This window comes from Micromonospora sp. RTP1Z1 (assembly GCF_033804685.1).
GTDB lineage: Bacteria > Actinomycetota > Actinomycetes > Mycobacteriales > Micromonosporaceae > Micromonospora.
Genome location: NZ_JAPFQV010000011.1, coordinates 80,493 through 97,849, shown reverse-complemented (window position 1 = coordinate 97,849; position 17,357 = coordinate 80,493). Strand labels below are relative to the sequence as shown.

General features: G+C 70.3%; 19 protein-coding genes, 1 tRNA gene and 2 pseudogenes. 14 read left to right on the top strand and 8 right to left on the bottom strand.

Features of this window, described 5'->3' with window-relative positions; genetic code table 11:
- The first annotated feature begins 6 nt into the window (after positions 1-6).
- Positions 7-1,416 carry a class II fumarate hydratase gene (locus SLP03_RS08805; protein ID WP_319460025.1) on the top strand — a complete coding sequence of 470 codons (1,410 nt, stop codon included), beginning with the start codon at positions 7-9 and terminating at the stop codon, positions 1,414-1,416.
- A 149-nt stretch (positions 1,417-1,565) separates the two neighbouring features.
- On the opposite strand, the gene SLP03_RS08800 is transcribed toward SLP03_RS08805, so the two are convergent.
- Positions 1,566-1,871 carry a hypothetical protein gene (locus SLP03_RS08800; RefSeq protein ID WP_319460024.1) on the bottom strand — a complete coding sequence of 102 codons (306 nt, stop codon included), beginning with the start codon at positions 1,869-1,871 and terminating at the stop codon, positions 1,566-1,568.
- A gap of 262 nt (positions 1,872-2,133) precedes the next feature.
- On the opposite strand from SLP03_RS08800, the gene SLP03_RS08795 reads away from it, so the two are divergent.
- Genes SLP03_RS08795 through SLP03_RS08785 form a run of 3 tightly spaced genes read left to right on the top strand, consistent with a single transcriptional unit; the run spans position 2,134 to position 3,516 of the window.
- Positions 2,134-2,946: a helix-turn-helix transcriptional regulator gene (locus SLP03_RS08795; RefSeq protein ID WP_319460023.1), complete on the top strand. Its 813-nt coding sequence runs from the start codon at positions 2,134-2,136 to the stop codon at positions 2,944-2,946.
- Positions 2,937-3,119, top strand: coding sequence for a DUF397 domain-containing protein (locus SLP03_RS08790; protein ID WP_319460022.1), 183 nt, complete (start codon positions 2,937-2,939; stop codon positions 3,117-3,119). Before SLP03_RS08795 ends, SLP03_RS08790 begins: the two co-directional genes overlap by 10 nt.
- 1 nt (position 3,120) lies before the next feature.
- Positions 3,121-3,516 (top strand): pyridoxamine 5'-phosphate oxidase family protein, encoded by a 396-nt coding sequence (locus tag SLP03_RS08785; RefSeq protein ID WP_319460021.1) that lies wholly within the window; start codon positions 3,121-3,123, stop codon positions 3,514-3,516.
- A 32-nt stretch (positions 3,517-3,548) separates the two neighbouring features.
- Here SLP03_RS08785 and SLP03_RS08780 read toward each other — a convergent pair whose 3' ends face one another.
- Positions 3,549-4,094 carry a CGNR zinc finger domain-containing protein gene (locus SLP03_RS08780; protein ID WP_319460020.1) on the bottom strand — a complete coding sequence of 182 codons (546 nt, stop codon included), beginning with the start codon at positions 4,092-4,094 and terminating at the stop codon, positions 3,549-3,551.
- 86 nt (positions 4,095-4,180) lie between these two features.
- Between SLP03_RS08780 and SLP03_RS08775 the strand changes: the two genes are divergently transcribed.
- Both SLP03_RS08775 and SLP03_RS08770 read left to right on the top strand, forming a co-directional pair.
- On the top strand, positions 4,181-5,146 hold the full coding sequence (locus tag SLP03_RS08775; RefSeq protein ID WP_319460019.1) for an EamA family transporter: 966 nt from the start codon (positions 4,181-4,183) through the stop codon (positions 5,144-5,146).
- A gap of 59 nt (positions 5,147-5,205) precedes the next feature.
- Positions 5,206-5,882, top strand: a pseudogene (locus SLP03_RS08770) (HAD family hydrolase).
- A gap of 52 nt (positions 5,883-5,934) precedes the next feature.
- On the opposite strand, the gene SLP03_RS08765 reads toward SLP03_RS08770, so the two are convergent.
- On the bottom strand, positions 5,935-6,582 hold the full coding sequence (locus SLP03_RS08765) for an IclR family transcriptional regulator (RefSeq protein ID WP_319460018.1): 648 nt from the start codon (positions 6,580-6,582) through the stop codon (positions 5,935-5,937).
- Positions 6,583-6,645: 63 nt separating this feature from the next.
- Between SLP03_RS08765 and cysS the strand changes: the two genes are divergently transcribed.
- Entirely contained in the window at positions 6,646-8,061 is a 1,416-nt protein-coding gene (cysS, locus tag SLP03_RS08760) for a cysteine--tRNA ligase (RefSeq protein WP_319460017.1), read from the top strand.
- On the top strand, positions 8,061-9,188 hold the full coding sequence (gene rlmB, locus SLP03_RS08755; RefSeq protein ID WP_319460016.1) for a 23S rRNA (guanosine(2251)-2'-O)-methyltransferase RlmB: 1,128 nt from the start codon (positions 8,061-8,063) through the stop codon (positions 9,186-9,188). Before cysS ends, rlmB begins: the two co-directional genes overlap by 1 nt.
- Before the next feature lie 63 nt (positions 9,189-9,251).
- Here the strand turns inward: rlmB and SLP03_RS08750 are convergent, their stop codons facing one another.
- The gene (locus SLP03_RS08750) at positions 9,252-10,343 is read right to left on the bottom strand and encodes a sn-glycerol-3-phosphate ABC transporter ATP-binding protein UgpC (protein ID WP_319460015.1); all 1,092 of its coding nucleotides are present in this window, start codon (positions 10,341-10,343) and stop codon (positions 9,252-9,254) included.
- 365 nt (positions 10,344-10,708) lie between these two features.
- Between SLP03_RS08750 and SLP03_RS08745 the strand changes: the two genes are divergently transcribed.
- Positions 10,709-10,785 (top strand) — tRNA-Thr (locus SLP03_RS08745).
- 61 nt (positions 10,786-10,846) lie between these two features.
- On the opposite strand, the gene SLP03_RS08740 is transcribed toward SLP03_RS08745, so the two are convergent.
- Positions 10,847-11,116 carry a hypothetical protein gene (locus SLP03_RS08740; RefSeq protein ID WP_319460014.1) on the bottom strand — a complete coding sequence of 90 codons (270 nt, stop codon included), beginning with the start codon at positions 11,114-11,116 and terminating at the stop codon, positions 10,847-10,849.
- 172 nt (positions 11,117-11,288) lie between these two features.
- On the opposite strand from SLP03_RS08740, the gene SLP03_RS08735 reads away from it, so the two are divergent.
- A complete protein-coding gene (locus SLP03_RS08735) occupies positions 11,289-11,564 on the top strand; it encodes a PadR family transcriptional regulator (RefSeq protein WP_319460013.1) in 276 nt (91 codons plus the stop codon).
- Positions 11,564-12,694 (top strand): hypothetical protein, encoded by a 1,131-nt coding sequence (locus SLP03_RS08730; RefSeq protein WP_319460012.1) that lies wholly within the window; start codon positions 11,564-11,566, stop codon positions 12,692-12,694. Before SLP03_RS08735 ends, SLP03_RS08730 begins: the two co-directional genes overlap by 1 nt.
- A gap of 372 nt (positions 12,695-13,066) precedes the next feature.
- Here the strand turns inward: SLP03_RS08730 and SLP03_RS08725 are convergent, their stop codons facing one another.
- Both SLP03_RS08725 and SLP03_RS08720 read right to left on the bottom strand, forming a co-directional pair.
- Positions 13,067-13,864, bottom strand: coding sequence for a DUF4259 domain-containing protein (locus SLP03_RS08725; protein ID WP_319460011.1), 798 nt, complete (start codon positions 13,862-13,864; stop codon positions 13,067-13,069).
- An 860-nt stretch (positions 13,865-14,724) separates the two neighbouring features.
- Complete coding sequence (locus SLP03_RS08720; protein ID WP_319460010.1) at positions 14,725-15,648, bottom strand: transposase family protein; 924 nt, start codon at positions 15,646-15,648, stop codon at positions 14,725-14,727.
- A 165-nt stretch (positions 15,649-15,813) separates the two neighbouring features.
- Here SLP03_RS08720 and SLP03_RS08715 point away from each other — a divergent pair, with 165 nt between their 5' ends.
- Both SLP03_RS08715 and SLP03_RS08710 read left to right on the top strand, forming a co-directional pair.
- Positions 15,814-15,984: a hypothetical protein gene (locus SLP03_RS08715; RefSeq protein WP_319460009.1), complete on the top strand. Its 171-nt coding sequence runs from the start codon at positions 15,814-15,816 to the stop codon at positions 15,982-15,984.
- 14 nt (positions 15,985-15,998) lie between these two features.
- Positions 15,999-16,094 carry a DUF3418 domain-containing protein gene (locus SLP03_RS08710; protein ID WP_250794102.1) on the top strand — a complete coding sequence of 32 codons (96 nt, stop codon included), beginning with the start codon at positions 15,999-16,001 and terminating at the stop codon, positions 16,092-16,094.
- Positions 16,095-16,100: 6 nt separating this feature from the next.
- Here the strand turns inward: SLP03_RS08710 and SLP03_RS08705 are convergent, their stop codons facing one another.
- The gene (locus SLP03_RS08705) at positions 16,101-16,820 is read right to left on the bottom strand and encodes a DinB family protein (protein WP_319460008.1); all 720 of its coding nucleotides are present in this window, start codon (positions 16,818-16,820) and stop codon (positions 16,101-16,103) included.
- A 55-nt stretch (positions 16,821-16,875) separates the two neighbouring features.
- On the opposite strand from SLP03_RS08705, the pseudogene SLP03_RS31565 reads away from it, so the two are divergent.
- Positions 16,876-17,062 (top strand): annotated as a pseudogene (locus tag SLP03_RS31565) (ATP-binding protein); the annotation flags it as partial.
- Between the last annotated feature and the right edge of the window lie 295 nt (positions 17,063-17,357).

The window sequence follows — 17,357 nt, the reverse complement described above, 5'->3', positions numbered from 1 at the left end:
GGCAGGATGGTACGCGTGACGACTCCAGAGGCAGCGGGCTACCGGATCGAACGCGACTCGATGGGCGAGGTGGAGGTGCCCGCCGAGGCGCTGTGGCGGGCGCAGACCCAGCGCGCGGTGCAGAACTTCCCGATCTCCGGGCGGGGCCTCGAACCGGCCCAGATCAAGGCGCTGGCCCAGATCAAGGGCGCCGCCGCCCAGGTGAACGGCGAGCTGGGCGTGATCGGCGCGGACGTGGCCGAGGCGATCGCCACCGCCGCCGCGCACGTGGCCGACGGCGGGTACGACGACCAGTTCCCGGTGGACGTCTTCCAGACCGGCTCCGGCACCTCGTCCAACATGAACACCAATGAGGTGATCGCCACCCTGGCCGGTCGGGAGCTGGGCCGCGACGTGCACCCGAACGACGACGTGAACGCCTCGCAGTCCAGCAACGACGTCTTCCCGTCCTCGATCCACCTGGCCGCCACCCAGTTCGTGGTGGAGGACCTGCTCCCGTCGCTGAAGCACCTGGCCGGGGCGTTGGAGGGCAAGGCGGCCGAGTTCGAGACCGTGGTGAAGGCCGGCCGTACCCACCTGATGGACGCCACGCCGGTCACCCTGGGCCAGGAGTTCGGCGGCTACGCCGCCCAGGTGCGGTACGGCGTCGAGCGGCTGGAGTCGGCGCTGCCCCGGCTGGCCGAGCTGCCGCTCGGCGGCACCGCCGTGGGCACCGGCATCAACACCCCGCTCGGCTTCGCGGCGAGGGTGATCGAGAAGCTGCGTGACTCGACCGGCCTGCCGTTGACCGAGGCGCGCAACCACTTCGAGGCGCAGGGCGCCCGGGACGCGCTGGTGGAGACCTCCGGCCAACTGCGCACCGTCGCGGTCGGGCTGTACAAGATGGCCAACGACATCCGCTGGATGGGCTCCGGCCCACGCGCCGGCCTGCGCGAGCTACGCATCCCCGACCTCCAGCCCGGCTCGTCGATCATGCCCGGCAAGGTGAACCCGGTGGTCGCCGAGGCGATGCGCCAGGTCTGCGCGCAGGTGATCGGCAACGACGCCACGGTGGCGTTCGCCGGCTCGCAGGGCGACTTCGAGCTGAACGTGATGCTTCCGGTGATGGGTCGCAACCTGTTGGAGTCCATTAAACTGCTGGCCGCGTCGAGCCGGCTCTTCGCGGACCGCCTGGTGGTCGGCCTGGTCGCGGACGCTGAGGTCTGTCTCGCGTACGCGGAGGGCTCGCCGTCGATCGTCACCCCGCTCAACCGCCACCTCGGGTACGACGAGGCCGCCTCGATCGCCAAGGAGGCGCTGGCCAAGCAGATCTCCATCCGCGAGGTGGTCATCGCCCGCGGCCACGTCGACTCCGGCACGCTCTCCGAGACCCAGCTCGACGAGGCCCTCGACCTGCTCCGGATGACCCACCCCTGACGCCTGCTTGATCAGGGCCGGTTGCGTGGTGCCCAGGCGAGGAAGCGGGCGAAGAGCGCCTTCGGGTCCGGTCCGTCGTGCGGGTGCAGCCGGCACAGGTCGGCGGCGGCGTCGCGGCAGGTGCGCCGAGGCTGGCCGCGTCGGGCCGGTCACCACCGGCCGCCGTTGGCCCGCCAGGACTGCGCGAGGGTGAGCCGGCCGGCCCGGCCGACCTGCGGGTTGGCCATGGTGACGTCGGCCCACGGCGGGCGGTTCGGCGTCGGCGGCGGCGCGACGGGCTCGGTGGGCACCCCCGCGTGCCGGTCGGGGCAGCCGCGCCAGCGCAGCCCGCACGAGCACCAGCGGCCCAGGTTGCGCCAGACCCGCCGGTGGCGGGGCGCGAGGGGTACGGGACGTCGGTTGCCGAGCGATCGGGGTGACCGGATGAACCAGGTGTTCCACGCGGACCGGGGCATGGTGATTCCTCCCTACGAAGCTGAGTCGTCTGCGTCATCACCCCGGCGGGTGGGACCGTCCGGCCGGGGGAGCGGGCGGTCCCACCGCGGTGCCGCCGACGCTCGGGGGATGAGCCGGTCAGCTCCGCTCTTCACAGTCTGCTGAGGACGCGACTACGGTCGGAAGGGTTTGCGTCCGTTGTGGGAGACCGCCTGCGTTCCCGGTCTCTCCGGCTGGCGCGGCGCTGGAGTCGATCATCGGGGCGCTGGAGGGCGGCTGAGGATGGCGGACGGGCGGATGACCGCGGCGGCGTTCCTGGTCGCCGAGCTGCGCCGGGCACGGACGCGTCGCGGATGGAGCCAGGACGAGCTGGCCAAGACGGTGAACTACTCGGCGTCGATGGTCAGCGCGGTCGAGCTGGGGCAGCAGCCACCCACCGCCAAGTACCTGGAGCTGGTCGACCGAGCCCTCGACACCGGCGGCCTCTTCGGCCGGATGCTCACCGAACTGGTCAGCCTCGACAAGGCGCAGGTCTGGCTCCGTGGCTGGCGGACGATCCTGTCCGAGGCGCGGGCGATCCGATGGTACGAGTGCCGCTACGTTCCCGGGCTGTTCCAGACCGAGGCTTACGCGCGGGCCGTCTTCGAAGCCGGAGACCTGCTCGACCAGGATGAGGTGGAGCGTCGGCTCGCCGAACGCATGGACACCCAGGTATGCCTCCATGGCGACCGGGTGCTCAAGGTTGTCGTGGTGTTGGACGAGGTGGTGCTCCGCCGCTGCGTGGGAAGCCGGAAGACCATGTCTGAGCAGGCACTTCACCTGGCTCGGATCGCTACCGAGCATCCTCACGTCCGGCTTCACCTGGTGCCCGCCTCGGCCGGGGAGTATCCCGGCCTTGGCGGGCCGTTCATTCTGGTCTCGGAGCCGGAGGAGACGGAGTTGGCCGTGGTGAGCGGGCAGGGGCGCGGGGAACAGTTGCAACAGCCGGCCGAGCTGCGCCGACTCCAGCAGGTGTGGGAGGTCAGCCTGGCGGCGGCTCTGCCGTCACAGGAATCGATCGAGCTGTTGAGGGAGATTGCCGAGTCATGGAATTGAACGGAGCCCAGTGGCGGAAGAGCAGCCGTAGCGACCAGGTGAACCAGTGCGTCGAGGTGGCGACGAACCTGTCCGGCGTGGTCGGGGTGCGGGACAGCAAGGAACCGGCCGGTCCGGTGCTCACCTTCGACCCGTACGCCTGGCGGGTCTTCGTCGCGTCGCCGCCGCACTGACGTGACCGCCCTGCCCGGCGCGGACGTCCTCGACCGGCTCGACCGGGAGCGGGCCGTCTGGATCTGCACGCTGCGGCGGGACGGGTCGCCGCACCTGACCCCGGTCTGGTTCCTCGTCGTCGACGGCGAATGGTGGATCTGCACCGCCGAGCGGAACATCAAGGTACGCAACGTCCTCGCCGATTCCCGGGTCTCGCTGGCGCTGCCGGACCCTGACGCGCCGGTGGTCGCAGAGGGCGTGGCGACCGTGGTCCGCCCGCCCTTCCGGTCGGACATCGTTGCCGGGTTCCGGGACAGGTACGCCGGCTGGGACATCACGAAGGACTGGCCGGACGGGTCTTACGTCCTGCTGAGGGTGAGCGTCACACATTGGCTGCTGACCGGTCGGATGCGGTGAACGGATAGGTCCCTCGCCAGGCGTCCGGACGGTCAGGAGCGGGTTGCGGCCTTGCGGGCCCGGTAGGCGCTGACGGCGGCGCGGTTGCCGCAGCCGGCGTCGCAGAACCGGCGGGACCGGTTCTTCGACAGGTCGACCAGGACGTTGTCGCAGTCCGGGTGGTCGCAGTTGCGCAGCCGGCTCAGCTCGCCGGCGCGGACCAGGTCGGCCAGCGCCATCGCCGCCTCGACCGCCATCCGGGTAGCCAGCGGCGCGTCGCGCGGCACGGCGTGCAGGTGGTACGGCTGGTCGTCGTGCCGGATGAGCTGCGGCCGGGCGTTCGACTCGCGGAGCAGCCCGTTCACGATCGCCACCACCTCATCGGTGTCGGCGTGCCAGATCCGGCGCAGCCGGGGGCGGAGGTCGCGGACCGAGCGCAGCTCCGCCTCGGTGTGTTCGTGCCGCCCGGTCCAGGAGTGCGCGGTGAAGAACCCGTCCAGGGCGGCCACGTCGGGCAGCTCCTCCCGGTCGGGGCCGGCGGTGTTGACCAGCGCAGCCACGGCGGTCAGGCCACACTCGGTGTCATGGGCGAAAAGCAACTTGACTCCTGTCAGGGTGCCGGCCTAGCGTCATGAGCGTAACCCAATATGACCCATGACCGGCCAGTGGGCCAAGGAGCGTACCGATGCGTGAACGGCCCGGATTCGGCCTCGGCCTGGCCCTGCTCTCCGCTCTCACCTTCGCCACCTCGGGCACCTTCGCCCGCCCACTGATCACCGGCGACTGGTCGGCCGAGGCGGTGGTGTTGGCCCGGGTCGGCATCGCCGCGCTGGTACTCGCCGTGCCGGCCCTCCTCGCCCTGCGCGGCCGGTGGGACGTGCTGCGCCGCAACGCCGGCACCGTCGTCGTGTTCGGACTGCTCGGCGTGGCCCTCGCCCAGGCGTGCTTCTTCAACGCGGTCCGCTACCTGCCGGTCGGCGTCGCGCTGCTGCTGGAATACCTGGGCATCATCCTGGTGGTCGGCTGGATGTGGCTGATCCACGGCCAGCGACCCCGGGCGCTGACCGTGGCGGGATCGGTGACCGCCCTGTGCGGGCTGGTGTTCGTGCTGGACCTGACCGGTGCCAGCCGGCTCGACCCGGTCGGCGTGCTCTGGGGGCTGGGCGCCGGGGTGGGGCTGGCCGGGTACTACGTGATCGCCGGCCGGGTCGACGACCGCCTGCCGTCGGTGGTGATGGCGAGTGGCGGCATGTTCGTCGGCGCCCTGGTTCTGCTCCTGCTCGGCGCGGTCCGGGTGCTGCCGCTGCGGGCCGGCCTCGCCGACGTCAGCTTCGCCGGGCACCGGATGAGCTGGCTGGTGCCGATCGCCGGCCTGTCGTTGATCGCCGCGGTGGTCGCGTACCTCACCGGGATCGCCGGGGCCCGGCTGCTCGGGGCGCGGCTGTCGTCGTTCGTCGGGCTGACCGAGGTGATGTTCGCGGTGCTCATCGCCTGGCTGGTGCTGAATGAACTGCCGACCGTCGTCCAACTCGTCGGTGGCGCGCTGATCGTCGCCGGCGTCGCCCTGGTCCGCGTCGACGAGCTGCGCGCGACGCCCGAGCCGGAGCGGCCCGGGCACCCGGCCGAGCCGGCCCTGGCCGCCGAGCGGTGAGCACGCCCGCACCCCGTCCGGCGGAAGCCGGCGAGCGGCTCGTCGGCCCGCCGACCGCCGTGGTCTTCGACGCCGACGAGACCCTGCTCGACCTGCGCCCGGCGGTCACCGGCGCGCTGGTGGCCGTACTGGCGGAGATGCGGCGCCGGACCCCGGCGGCGGCTGCGGTCCGTCTCGCGGACCTGGAGGCGGACTGGGGTGCGGTGTTCGGCGCGCTCAGCGCCGCGCCGGTGCAGCAGATCCGGCGGGCCGCGCTGGCCCGGTCGTTGGACCGAGCCGAACTCGCCGACCAGCTGGACGAGTTCGCGGCGCTCTTCTTCGCCCGGCGCTTCGCGCTGACCAGGCCCTTCCCCGACGCGCTGCCGGCGCTCGCCGTGCTGCGGAGACGCCACCTGCTCGGCTTCGCCACCAACGGCAACAGCCGCGCCGAACGCTGCGGGCTCGCCGGCGAGTTCGCCTTCGAGCTGTACGCGCACGAGAACGGCCTGCCGAAGAAGCCCGCGCCCGAGTTCTACGCCGCCGTGGTGGCCGCGGCCGGGCTGCCCGCCGACCGGATCGTGTACGTGGGGGACTCGCCCGAACACGACGTGGTCGCGCCGCGGCGGGCCGGGCTGCGAGCCATCTGGCTCAACCGGCTCGGTGCGCCCGTCCCGCCGGCCTCGCGCCGGACGCCGAGGTGTCCACGCTGGCCGCGCTGCCCGACGTGCTGGGCCGGTTGACGTGGACGAAAGTCTGATAATCGTCTATTCCGGACCGCCAGCTGGCGTAACCGCGCTGGCTCTCGACGCCTAGGACAGGGCCGTGGCGATGGCGGTGGCGGTGGCGGCTACCTGGGCGCCCACCACGTCGACCTCGATCGGCACCAGCGACACCACCCCGACGCTCGCCTCCAGCCCGGGCACGCCGAGCACCGGCGCGGCCACCCCGAACGCCCCGGACTGCAGCTCCCCGCTGGTGCTCACCGGGCCGGCGGCGCCCGTCCGCCCGGCCAGGATGGCCCGCCCCGCCGCCCCGCGTTCCAGCGGATGGCGGGACCCCGCCCGGTACGCCACGTGGAACGACGTCCAGCTCGGCTCCACCACCGCCAGGGCGACCCCCTCGCCGCCCTCGACCACGGTGAGGTGGGCGGTCGCGCCGGCCTGCTCGGCCAGCCGACGCAACGCCGGCAACGCCCCCTCGGCGAGCAGCGGCTGCGCCCGCCGGGCCAGGTGCAGCACGCCCAGGCCGAGGCGCAGCCGGCCGTCGCCGCCCCGGCGGATCATGCCGTGCGCGGTCAACGCGCCGACCAGCCGGTAGACGGCCGCCCGGCCGATGCCCAACCGGTTCGCCGCCTCGGTGACGGTCAGGCCGCCGGCCGCCTCGGCGACCAGATGCAGCAGTCGCAGGCCCCGGTCCAGGGTCTGCGCGGTCTCTCCCGCCCGTGCCGCCGTGTCCACAGCACGCAGCGTACGACCAGGCTCCGGCCGACCCCGAAAAGCATGGACGGCTACCCTTGTACGGTGACGCTACGCCTGTATGACACCGCCACCCGATCGGTGCGGGACTTCGTCCCGCGGGAAGCCGGCAAGGTGGGGGTCTACCTGTGTGGTCTCACCCTCCAGGCCCCGCCGCACATCGGTCACCTTCGCTCCGGCGTCAACTACGACGTGCTGCGGCGCTGGCTGCTGACCGCCGGCTTCGAGGTCACCTTCATCCGCAACGTGACCGACATCGACGACAAGATCCTGGTCAAGGCGATCGAGCAGGGCCGCCCGTTCTGGTCGATCGCGTACGCCAACGAGCTGATCCTCGCCGAGTCGTACCGGGCGCTCAACGTGCTGCCGCCGACCTACGAGCCGCGCGCCACCGGGCACATCCCCGAGATGCACGAGCTGATCACCCGGCTGATCGACACCGGGCACGCCTACCCGGCCACCGACGGCTCCGGCGACGTCTACTTCGACGTGGCCTCCTGGCCGGCGTACGGGTCGCTCTCCGGGCAGTCGCCGGACGACATGCAGTCCGCCGGGGACGCCCCCGAGCGGGGCAAGCGCGACCCGCGCGACTTCGCCCTCTGGAAGGGCGCCAAGCCGGACGAGCCGGCCGATGCCTACTGGCCGTCGCCGTGGGGCCGGGGCCGCCCCGGCTGGCACATCGAGTGCTCGGCGATGTGCTGGCGTTACCTGGGCCCGGAGTTCGACATCCACGGCGGCGGGCTGGACCTGACCTTCCCGCACCACGAGAACGAGATCGCCCAGTCGCAGGCGGCCGACCTGCCCTTCGCCCGGTACTGGGTGCACCACGGGCTGCTCAGCATCGGCGGCGCCAAGATGGGCAAGTCGGCAGGAAACGCCCTCGACCTGACGTACGTCGCGTCGCTCGGGGTGCGCCCGGTCGAGCTGCGCTACTACTACGCCGCCGCGCACTACCGGTCCCGCATCGACTACTCCGAGGACGCGCTGCGCGAGGCCGCCGTGGCGTACCGGCGGATCGAGGGTTTCGTGCAGCGGGCCACCGAGCGGGTGGGCGGCGGCCAGCTCGGCGAGCTGCCGGCCGCGTTCGTCGCGGCGATGGACGACGATCTCAACACCTCGGCCGCCCTGGCCGTGCTCCAGGGGACACTGCGGGACGGCAACAGCGCGCTGACCATCGGCGACGATGTGACCGTCCGCACGACCCTGGCCGCCATCCGGGCGATGCTGGATATCCTCGGTGTTGACCCCCTGGACCCGGCCTGGGCCGGCGGCAGCCGTACCGACGACCTGCGCGGTGTGGTGGACTCCCTGATCGCGCTCGCCCTTGAGCAGCGCGCCCAGGCCCGCAGCCGCAAGGACTGGGCCGCCGCGGACGCCGTACGTGACCAGCTCAAGCAGGCCGGCGTGGTGGTCGAGGACACCCCACAGGGCCCCCGTTGGACTATTGGAGAGCAGGACTGATGGCCGGCAACTCGCAGCGCCGTGGCCGGCGACTGACCCCGAAGGCGGGCGCCCCGAAGGGCACCGGCGGCAAGAACAAGGACTCCCTCACCGGACGGGGCAGGACCCTGCCCGCCGACGAGCGGCCCTGGCACAAGGGGTACTCGGGCACCGAGAAGCTGCCCCAGCGCACCGCCTGGAAGCAGGACAAGGAGCGCCGCGCGGCGGCCGAGGAGGGGCGCGCCCCCAAGATCGGCCAGCCGGGCAGCAAGGACACCACCTGGGGCAAGGGTGGCGGTCGGGGCGTCCCGCCGGCGCGGGGCGCCGGCGGCCGGGGCGGCAAGCCCACCGGCCGCTCCGGCCCGCGGGTCGCGCCGGGTCGCAAGTCCAACCCCGCCAAGGACACCCCGGAACTGCTGGTAGGCCGCAACCCGGTGCTGGAGGCGCTGCGCGCCCACGTGCCGGCGACCGCCCTCTACACCGCTCTGGGCATCGACAGCGACGACCGGATCAACGAGATCGTCCGGACCGCCGCCGACCGCGGCATCGCGCTCCTGGAGATCAGCCGCGCCGAGCTGGACCGGATGACCGGGGGCGTGCTGCACCAGGGCGTCGGCCTGCAGGTGCCGCCGTTCGCGTACGAGCCGTTCGAGGACATGTTGGCGGCCGCGCTGGAGCAGCCCGCCCCGCTGCTCGTCGCGCTGGACGGGGTCACCGACCCGCGCAACCTGGGCGCGGTGATCCGGTCCGCCGCCGCGTTCGGCGCGCAGGGTGTCTTCGTACCCGAGCGGCGGGCCGCCGGGATCACCGCGACCGCCTGGCGGACCAGCGCCGGCGCGGCCGCGCGGGTGCCGGTCGGCCAGGTCACCAACCTGACCCGGACGCTCAAGGCCTGCAAGGAGGCCGGCTTCATGGTGGTCGGCCTGGACGCCGACGGCGACACCGACCTCTACAACCTCGAGGCCGCCGTGGGGCCGCTGGTGGTCGTGGTCGGCTCCGAGGGGCGCGGGTTGTCCCGGCTGGTCGGGGAGACCTGCGACCTGACCGTCGGCATCCCGATGGTCTCCGAGGTCGAGTCGCTCAACGCCAGTGTCGCCGCCGCGGTCGCCCTCGCCGAGGTCGCCCGCCGCCGCGCCGTCGAGGCGTAGCCACCCAGACACGCGAAAAGGGGCGGTCCGCCGTGGCGGACCGCCCCCTTTTTGTCGCGTACGTCAGATCCGGGCGCCGGTGGCGGCGTGGAAGACGTGGCTCTGGCCGGTACGCGGCTTGACGAAGATGGTGTCACCCATGTTCGGCATGCTGCGACGGTCGGTGCGAACGACGAAGCGCTCGTTGTGGCCCTCGAGCGCGGCGTGGCCGTAGACGTTGGCGTCGGAGCCGAGGTCCTCGACCAGCTCCACCACGACCGGCATGCCGCCCTCGGTCGGGCTGACCATGTCGCAGTCCTCCGGACGGAAGCCGACGGTCACCTTGCCGTCGCCGCCCTCGGCCCGCGCCGCGGCGATCTGCTCCCGGGTCAGCGGGATGTTCATCTCGGCGAAGGCGCCGCCCTGCTCGGTCAGCGGCACGGTCTTGATGTTCATCGCGGGGGAGCCGATGAAGCCGGCGACGAAGACGTTGGCCGGGGTGTCGTAGAGCGCCCGCGGGGTGTCCACCTGCTGCAGCACGCCGTCGAGCATGACCGCGACCCGGTGACCCATGGTCATGGCCTCGACCTGGTCGTGGGTGACGTAGACCGTGGTGATGCCGAGATTGGCCTGCAGCGAGGCGATCTGGGTACGGGTCTGGACGCGGAGCTTGGCGTCGAGGTTCGACAGCGGCTCGTCCATGAGGAAGACCTGCGGCTCGCGGACGATCGCGCGACCCATGGCGACCCGCTGACGCTGACCACCGGAGAGCGCCTTCGGCTTGCGGTTGAGGTACTCCTCCAGCTGGAGCAGCCCGGCCGCCTCCTTGACCCGCCGGTCGATCTCCGACTTCGACGTCTTGCGCAGCTTGAGCGCGAACGCCATGTTCTCGTACACCGTCATGTGCGGGTAGAGGGCGTAGTTCTGGAAGACCATCGCGATGTCGCGGGCCTTCGGCGGCAGGTGGGTGACGTCGCGGTCGTCGATGTAGATGGCGCCGTCGTCGACGTCCTCCAGGCCGGCGAGCATCCGCAGGCTGGTGGACTTGCCGCAACCCGACGGGCCGACCAGGACGAGGAACTCCCCGTCGCCGATCTGGAGGTCGAGCTGGTTGACGGCGGGGCGTTCGGTGCCCGGGTAGATCCGGGACGCCTTCGAGTAAGTGACCGTAGCCATGGTGAAGCGCTTCCTTTCACCGGCAGGAACGTGCCGGACGATCCGAGTGAAGGAGCGACCGGCGCCGTGCGGTGCCGGCCAGCGGGCGCCGCCCGGGTAGCCGAGGCCAGCCGGAGTGTCGTCCGTGCCACTGCACGGTAAACGGGTTTTCCGACCCTGCCAAGACGAGGGACACCGGGTGGGACGGACGGCATGCGACATCTCGGTCACACGGCCACTCCCGGGCATCAATCTCCCCGGCCCTGGGCGGCGTTCGGTGTCGATCCGTCGGCGTCGGGGTCGGGAAATTGACGTTTCCCGTGCTCGGGAGGCCTGCCGGGCGGGAAATTCGGACGCCAGTCGCTATGCTGACGACGGCACCGCTCGCCCCTGTAGCTCAGCTGGCCAGAGCACTCGCCTTGTAAGCGAGATGTCGCCGGTTCGATCCCGGCCGGGGGCTCCAAATCCACCAGGCACTTCTCGTCGGTCGCTGCCGCGCGTTGACCGGTCGACAGCAACCGGGCTCACGGCAGGGACACGACGGTGTGCCGTAGGTCGTGCAGGCGGACACCGGGCAGACCGGCGGTCTGCCGGAGCCGGGCGAACGATCGGCTGAGGTTGGTGGGCTCTATCGGGGTGCCCCGCTCCGAGGGAAAGACAAGGTCATGGTCTTCCCACACGTCGGCGAGGGCTGTCCGCTCGACTTGCTGCCGCTCCTGATGTTCGAGGAGGGTGAGCCAGGTGACCTCGGGCAGCGGCAACACCGCCTCTGAGTCCTCGGTCTTGGCGTCCAAGAGGTGAAGCTGCCGGAGGACGCCGCGAGCTCTGTCTCGCTCGGCATCGGCTTCCCGGTGGGCATCTCCCCACTCAGGATCTTGCTCTTGACGCCAACCGCTACTTAGGTAGAGTTATAGTGTGCAACGTAACCGACCCTTGTCTGCCCAGGCGGTCCGTGTCCTGCGGGCATTGGCCGCCGACCCGTCGCGGTGGCGTTACGGCTACGACCTGGCCAGCGAGGTCCATCTGAAATCGGGCTCGTTGTACCCGATCCTGGTCCGCCTCGCCGACCGCGGGCTGCTGGAGGCGACCTGGGAGGTCGGCCCGGAGGGCCGGCCGCCTCGTCACATGTACCGCCTGAGCGGACCCGGGCGCGAGTACGTGGCGGCACTGCCCCCGGTTGCGGCTGTCCGGATCAAGCCACGCCCGAACCTACGTCTGAGTGAGGCGTCATGTTTCCACTGATGGGCATTTTCGTGGTGGGCGTCGCGGTGGCCCTGCTCCGGCGCCGGCTCCTGGCCATTCCGCAAGACCAGGCGCGACGTGGAGACGCGCCGGCCCGGCTGCTGGGCTGGGCGGTCGGCCTGCTGGCCGCACAGCGGCACGCGTGGGGCCAGGCAATGATCGGTGAACTGGACCGCCTCGACGGCCGGGCCCGGCGATGGCGTTTCGCCCTCGGCTGTGTCGGCGCTGCAGTGGTCCTGCCGCCGTGGGGACGGGCCGTCACCGCTCTCGGGGCGTTGCTGGCGATGGCTGCCTGCGCGGGCGGATTGGCCGTCTACACCCACGTGCACTACCGGCTGGGAACCGACGGCTGGACCTGGGTGTTGGCGACGGTGCTGGTGCTGTTCCTGGTCGGCTACCTCCTGGCCGGCAGCGTGCTGCTGCGCCGCCCCGGGGTGGCCGGTCCCGGGCTGATCGGCGGCCTGTTCGTCGCGGCGGCCTGGCTGGTAGCCGGAGGGTTCACCTTCAATCGCTGGCTCAACTCGCACGGGCTTGGGTCCCATCAGTGGTTGCTGCTCCTGGCGCCGATCGTGGTCGGGGTGGGCGCCACGCTGTGGGGCGGCAGTGCCGCTGTCGGCCGGCGCGCCGTACGGCTAGCCACCGCGACCGCCGCCCTGGGTGTCTACTTGTACGGCGTCCTCGCAGTCGCGGTCACCGGCGCTGCCGGACATGATCCGAGCGATGGTTGGACGACCGCCCAGGTGGTCGACGACAACCTCGGCAACCAGGCCGCGTTCTACCTGGTGGCATTGCCCCTGATGACCGCGACCATCGGATGGGCCGCCGCGGCGGCCACCGCCCGCCTCCGCTACGCCCAGCCAGCAATCGCACCGGCGACCCCACTCCTCGTCCCACCAGGCGGTGACTCGGCGTTGACTGGGGCGTCCCGCACCACCAAGCCGGAATCGCACCCCATGCGAGAAGATCACCCGGCACACACTCGTACGCATCTCGATGACGGCACGCCCAGCCTGAGCGTCGCCACGGCACCCCGCCGGCGTCGAATGTGGTACGTCCTGCTGCTGTGCGCCGCGCTGGCAGCATCGGCGTTCCTAGTGTTCCTAACTTTCCTGGGCCCACACTCACGATGAGAAGGGGCTCGTTGGCCGCCAGCGCACGCCCGATCCTCAGCGCTGGACGGGCGGCTGAAGTGCTGGGCCGGCGGCTGACCGGATTCGTGTCGCCGCACCCTGTTGCAGGATCGTAGGGCTGCGAGTCGATGATTTGGGTCGATCCGTGGAGGCGATGTGAGGCGGAGTGTCATGCATCAAGTGAAGCCACGACGTAACGCATCAAGCGGAGTACGACAGCCAGCTGTTAGCTGCCAGCTGCCAGCTGCCAGCTGCCAGCTGCCGGCTGCCGGCAATGCCTGGTCTCGCATGATGGTTGACGAAACGGCGTCGCAGGACGCTTGACGCCAGGTCGTGATCGAATAGGTCCAGTGGTTGGATCGATGGTAGGCGTTATGGCTGGGGCGTGGCGGGCGCGTCCGTGAGGTTGCGCTCCAGTTCGCGTGGCAGTAGCTGCCAGGAGGTGTAGGTCCTGGTGTGGAACGCCGGGTCGCCTGGGCGTGCGATGGTGTGTCCAGCGCGCTGGAATCCGGCAGTGTCATAGTCGGTCCGCTTGAAAGCGGCGACGCGCCAGCTGGCGCTGGCCCAGGGCGGCAGGGGACTTCCGTCCAGCCGGAATGGCGTTTCGGGTTTGTCGCCGAGGCTGTCGAGTTCCGGTTGGGGCGGCGTGCGGGTGCCGGTGAAGTCGAGGGCGATGAGGATGGGCGCGACCGAGTGCCGTTCGTCGTCGATCCGGGCTACCCGCAACAGAGCCAGGTTGCCGTTGGCGGCACGGTAGCTGAGAACGTCGCCTGGTTGCAGGTCAGTGACGTGGCGCCTGGGCCGGCGCACCTTCTTCCGCTGAGGCTGTGGGCCGGCCAGTTGTGCACGGGCCTTGTCCAGGGCGTCGCGGCGCTTGGCGGCAAGGCGAGGGTTGTCCGACCACCTCGCGAGGTCGGCTCCGCTGTCGATGGCGGCGATGGCGTGGTCGCGAACCCTAGGGTCGAGGCGGCCGAGCTTGGATTGGGTGACGGCTAGGGCCAGCCAGACTGATGTCGCCTCGTCCGGGTCGTCGAGGGCCTCGGCGTAGGAGGTGAGCATGCGTTGTGTGGCCTCGTCGTCGGTCAGGCCATCTTCGAGCTTTTCGCGGTACTCGTCGCGCACGTCGCATGCCGTGTCGTCGGAGAAGAGGCCAGGCCCCCAGGCGCCCATGTCACCTTTCCTGCGTTCATGTTTCCGAGCCTGGTCAACCTGCCACAGATTTTGCTGGCCGTCACGTGGGACTGCGAGACCCGATGCCCGAAACCGCGCCCGTGGTGATCTGGTGCTTCGCCTTCGTGCGGTTCAGGTCAGTCTTGCTCCGGCGAGGGACGGCTTTGATCGGGCTGTCGGGTCGGTGACAGCGACCGCCGACCGCCGCCGGGTCAGCGAGCCGAAGAGCGAGGCCGGCTGGTGCTGGACCCCTGTCCTCGGCTCGTGGTGATGCCTGCTCTGTAGAGAGCCCTGCAAGGGTCGGCCGAGCAGCCAACGGAGCAGCCAAGCCAGCGAGCATGAGCGGACTATCACGGATACAGACGGTCAGCCGGCCAGCAAGAGCACCTAGCGGAGCAGGTCTCCGGTACCGACTCGTAATGCCCAGGTCGTTGGGTCAGTGTGGGGCACACAGGGGGCACAAGACACTGTCAAACGTCGTCAACCAGCCATCAACGATGGCAGCGCGAGACGCCGTGCGAGCAGGTGTCGCGGACCGTTCACGCTGGTGGCGGGACGGCGGCTCCATGTTCCGCTTCAGCTCAACCACGCCACGTGAGCTAGAGAGAGGCGGCGAGGGTGGCGGTCGACGCCGGACACGTCCGTACGGATGTCGCGGTTGGCCCGCGCACGGCGGCCGTCAGCGGACAGTACGAGCCTTGCCGGAAGCGCCTTACAAACGAGTGCTCACTGAGGTGATCTCAGCAAGATCGGCTTGATGTAAGCGGTTCTGCCTGTGTCTGTGGGGATGGCTGGGTTTTACGAGTTGGTGCACGATTAGGGCCTGACCGTGCTCGTCTGGGTGTTTGATGGTGTTGTATTTACCGCTCGGCGCAGCGGTCGGATACCAGGCCCGCGATGGCGAGCATGGTGTCTTCGAAGTGTTCGCGGCGTCCGATGTAGCGTTGCATCGGCCGCCACTGCTTGGGTTCGGCGATGGCATGCTCGACGCAGATGCGTTGCGATGACTGGGTATGACGTGCAGTGTTGTATTCCGCGCGCTGGGCCTCGGTGGCGTCTTTCGGTGGTTTCTTCGGGGGTGCGCTGACCTGATCGGGGAAGTCGCGGGCCAGGCCCTGGTAGCCAGAGTCGACCCTGGCTTTCACGTTCGGGTACCGGCGTAGCAGGTCCTCGATGCCCTCGGTTCGCAGCACCGTGACATCGTGCATGCGCCCTGGCCGGGTAGCCCCGCACCACAGCAGCCGGCCTTTGCCGTCGCTGATCACCGTGGGTTTGATCGTGTTCTGTTTCTTCTTGCCCGATACGAACGCCCGCCTACCTGGCCGGTTGGCCTTCGGCCGGCGGACCTGGACCTCGGTGCCGTCGATACGCAGTTCGACACCCTGGCTGTTGGCGTAGGCGAACACGTCGGCGAGGGTGCGCAGCCGCAGCCCCGGTTTGCCGGGTATGGCGAAGCCTCGGGCAGCCAGCAGCGGCCGGATCTCACCCACCGCGCGGGTGACGGTGGCGCGGTCCACCTTGTACAGCAGGGCTACCGCAGCGTGGGGAAGTTGCAGACGCAGGCAGACCAGGGTGGCGAGGACCCGGTCGGTGAAGGTCAGCTCATGATCTGGTCCGGCTCCGACGGCGCGTAACCGGTCGCCACCGCGACGTTCGCGCAGCCTGGACTCCTGCTGCGCGGACCACGGATCGGCCAGTTCGGCGATGAGCTTGGCCAGCCGGCGGCGAGGGATGCCGGTGAAGATACGATGAGACAAGGCCGTGCGGGCCAGTCTTGACGTCACAATCATGATCGTCCCGCACGGCCGCTTCCATGATCGAGGCGGGTCGGTCAGCTATCGCGCACCAACTCGTTAGCGGCTTGATTTGGCCCCACCTGACGGTTTGATTCGGCCCCATCGGTCGGGGTGCCGAATGTTGTGTCGGTTTGATTGGCCCCACCTGGAGGCTTGACAGGAGCGCTACCCGGTCTACCTCAGGGCGTCGTCGAGCGGCGCCGCGAGCTGGACACGACCATCGCCGCCGATCGCGCACTGATGGACCGCATCGCCGACCTCCAGGCGGCGCACCTCCACCAGCTCGCCGCGCTCCCGACGGCCGCCCGCCCGGCCAGCATCTAGGTCAGGCACGCCGGATGCTCGAGAAGTACCGCGTCCAGCTCTGGGCCCAGCAGCTCGGCACCGCGCAGACGGTCAGCGATGCCCGCATCCGCAAGATGCTGAGTCCGTAGCCGGCCCTACTCAGCGTCCTGTGCCTCGATCAGGTCGAGGTCGCGGACGCAGAAGCGGTGGTGCTCGAAGGTCTCGTTGAGCACCGTGCCGAGGCACTGCCGCACCAAGCGGCCCCGGGCGTACGGCGGCCAGACATCGTCGTCGGGCACCGGCGCTCGCGCTGCGAGCTGCACAGCGGTGACCTCGTCGAGCCAGGCCTCGAGCTCGGCGGCCTGTGCGTCACGCACGCTCACGATCTCGTCGAGGGCCGGATCGAGCGAGAGGTCAAGCCCGTGCGCTCCACGGTAGGGCTCGACGGTCGTCCCGATGCCCATCGGCGTGAACAGCTCCGTCGAGCCCAGGCAGCAGCGGCGGAACCACGAGTCGTGGACGAAGACCAGGTGGCGCATCGTCTGCACCGCCGACCACTCGTCGTTCACGCTGCGGCGCTCGATGCCGGGCGTACGGCGGATTCGCTCGATCGTGGCGGCCCAGCCGGCATGGAGCTGACGCGATGCCTCGCGCAGATCGGCAGGGTCCTCGGAGCGGATCAGCACCCGCACCGGATGACGCCGGTCGAGCTCTGCCTCGACGTACTCGGTGACCTCGACACCGTTCACCACGAGATTGGTGATGAGCCCGTCGATCACGGCATCCTGCATGACGACGCCGATCAGGCGTGCCCCGGTCAGATCGCACTCGCGGAACTCCGCACCGTGCAGATCCTCGTCGACATACCGCGTCATGCTCCGCATACTAGGTCCGAGCACCGACAAGCCAGCCTCCCCGGCTTGATTTGGCCTCTTCCAGGTCCTGACCGAGCGCGAAGAACGCAACAGCGTCGCGATCGCCTCCAACGAATCCTTCTCCGGATGGACCAAGACCTTCACCGACCCGCGCTTGTGCGCGGGCCATCGTCGACCGGCTCACCTACGGCGGCAACATCATCGAGATCGGCACACACTCCTACCGCCTCGCCCAGACCCGCTCCCGCCACGAGGCCCAGCAAGCCCAGGGTGGGGCCAAATCAGACCGTCACGGAAACCAGAAATCGGTCGACAGTGGGGCCAAATCAAGCCGTCAAGCCGAGGCCAAATGAGATCGTCATAGCCAGGATGGCCGTGGGGTGGGCCTGAAGGTGGGCGTGGAGTCCTCGTCGGTCGCTGCCGCGCGTTGACCGGTCGACAGCAACCGGGCTCACGACAGCCGCCCGTCGAGCTTGCGAAGCGCCTGACGCATCGCGTCGAGGTTGGCGTGAGCGTAGACCTTGAGCGTGATCTTGA

Excerpts from the sequence above, each read along its gene's own strand:
- rlmB (WP_319460016.1), top strand. The coding sequence starts at position 8,061 with ATGGCCGGCAACTCGCAGCGCCGTGGCCGGCGACTGACCCCGAAGGCG.
- SLP03_RS08775 (WP_319460019.1), top strand. The coding sequence starts at position 4,181 with ATGCGTGAACGGCCCGGATTCGGCCTCGGCCTGGCCCTGCTCTCCGCT.
- SLP03_RS08710 (WP_250794102.1), top strand. The coding sequence starts at position 15,999 with ATGCTCGAGAAGTACCGCGTCCAGCTCTGGGCCCAGCAGCTCGGCACC.
- SLP03_RS08790 (WP_319460022.1), top strand. The coding sequence starts at position 2,937 with ATGGAATTGAACGGAGCCCAGTGGCGGAAGAGCAGCCGTAGCGACCAG.
- SLP03_RS08750 (WP_319460015.1), bottom strand. The coding sequence starts at position 10,343 with ATGGCTACGGTCACTTACTCGAAGGCGTCCCGGATCTACCCGGGCACC.
- SLP03_RS08800 (WP_319460024.1), bottom strand. The coding sequence starts at position 1,871 with ATGCCCCGGTCCGCGTGGAACACCTGGTTCATCCGGTCACCCCGATCG.
- SLP03_RS08705 (WP_319460008.1), bottom strand. The coding sequence starts at position 16,820 with ATGACGCGGTATGTCGACGAGGATCTGCACGGTGCGGAGTTCCGCGAG.
- SLP03_RS08795 (WP_319460023.1), top strand. The coding sequence starts at position 2,134 with ATGGCGGACGGGCGGATGACCGCGGCGGCGTTCCTGGTCGCCGAGCTG.
- SLP03_RS08725 (WP_319460011.1), bottom strand. The coding sequence starts at position 13,864 with ATGGGCGCCTGGGGGCCTGGCCTCTTCTCCGACGACACGGCATGCGAC.
- SLP03_RS08730 (WP_319460012.1), top strand. The coding sequence starts at position 11,564 with ATGGGCATTTTCGTGGTGGGCGTCGCGGTGGCCCTGCTCCGGCGCCGG.
- SLP03_RS08805 (WP_319460025.1), top strand. The coding sequence starts at position 7 with ATGGTACGCGTGACGACTCCAGAGGCAGCGGGCTACCGGATCGAACGC.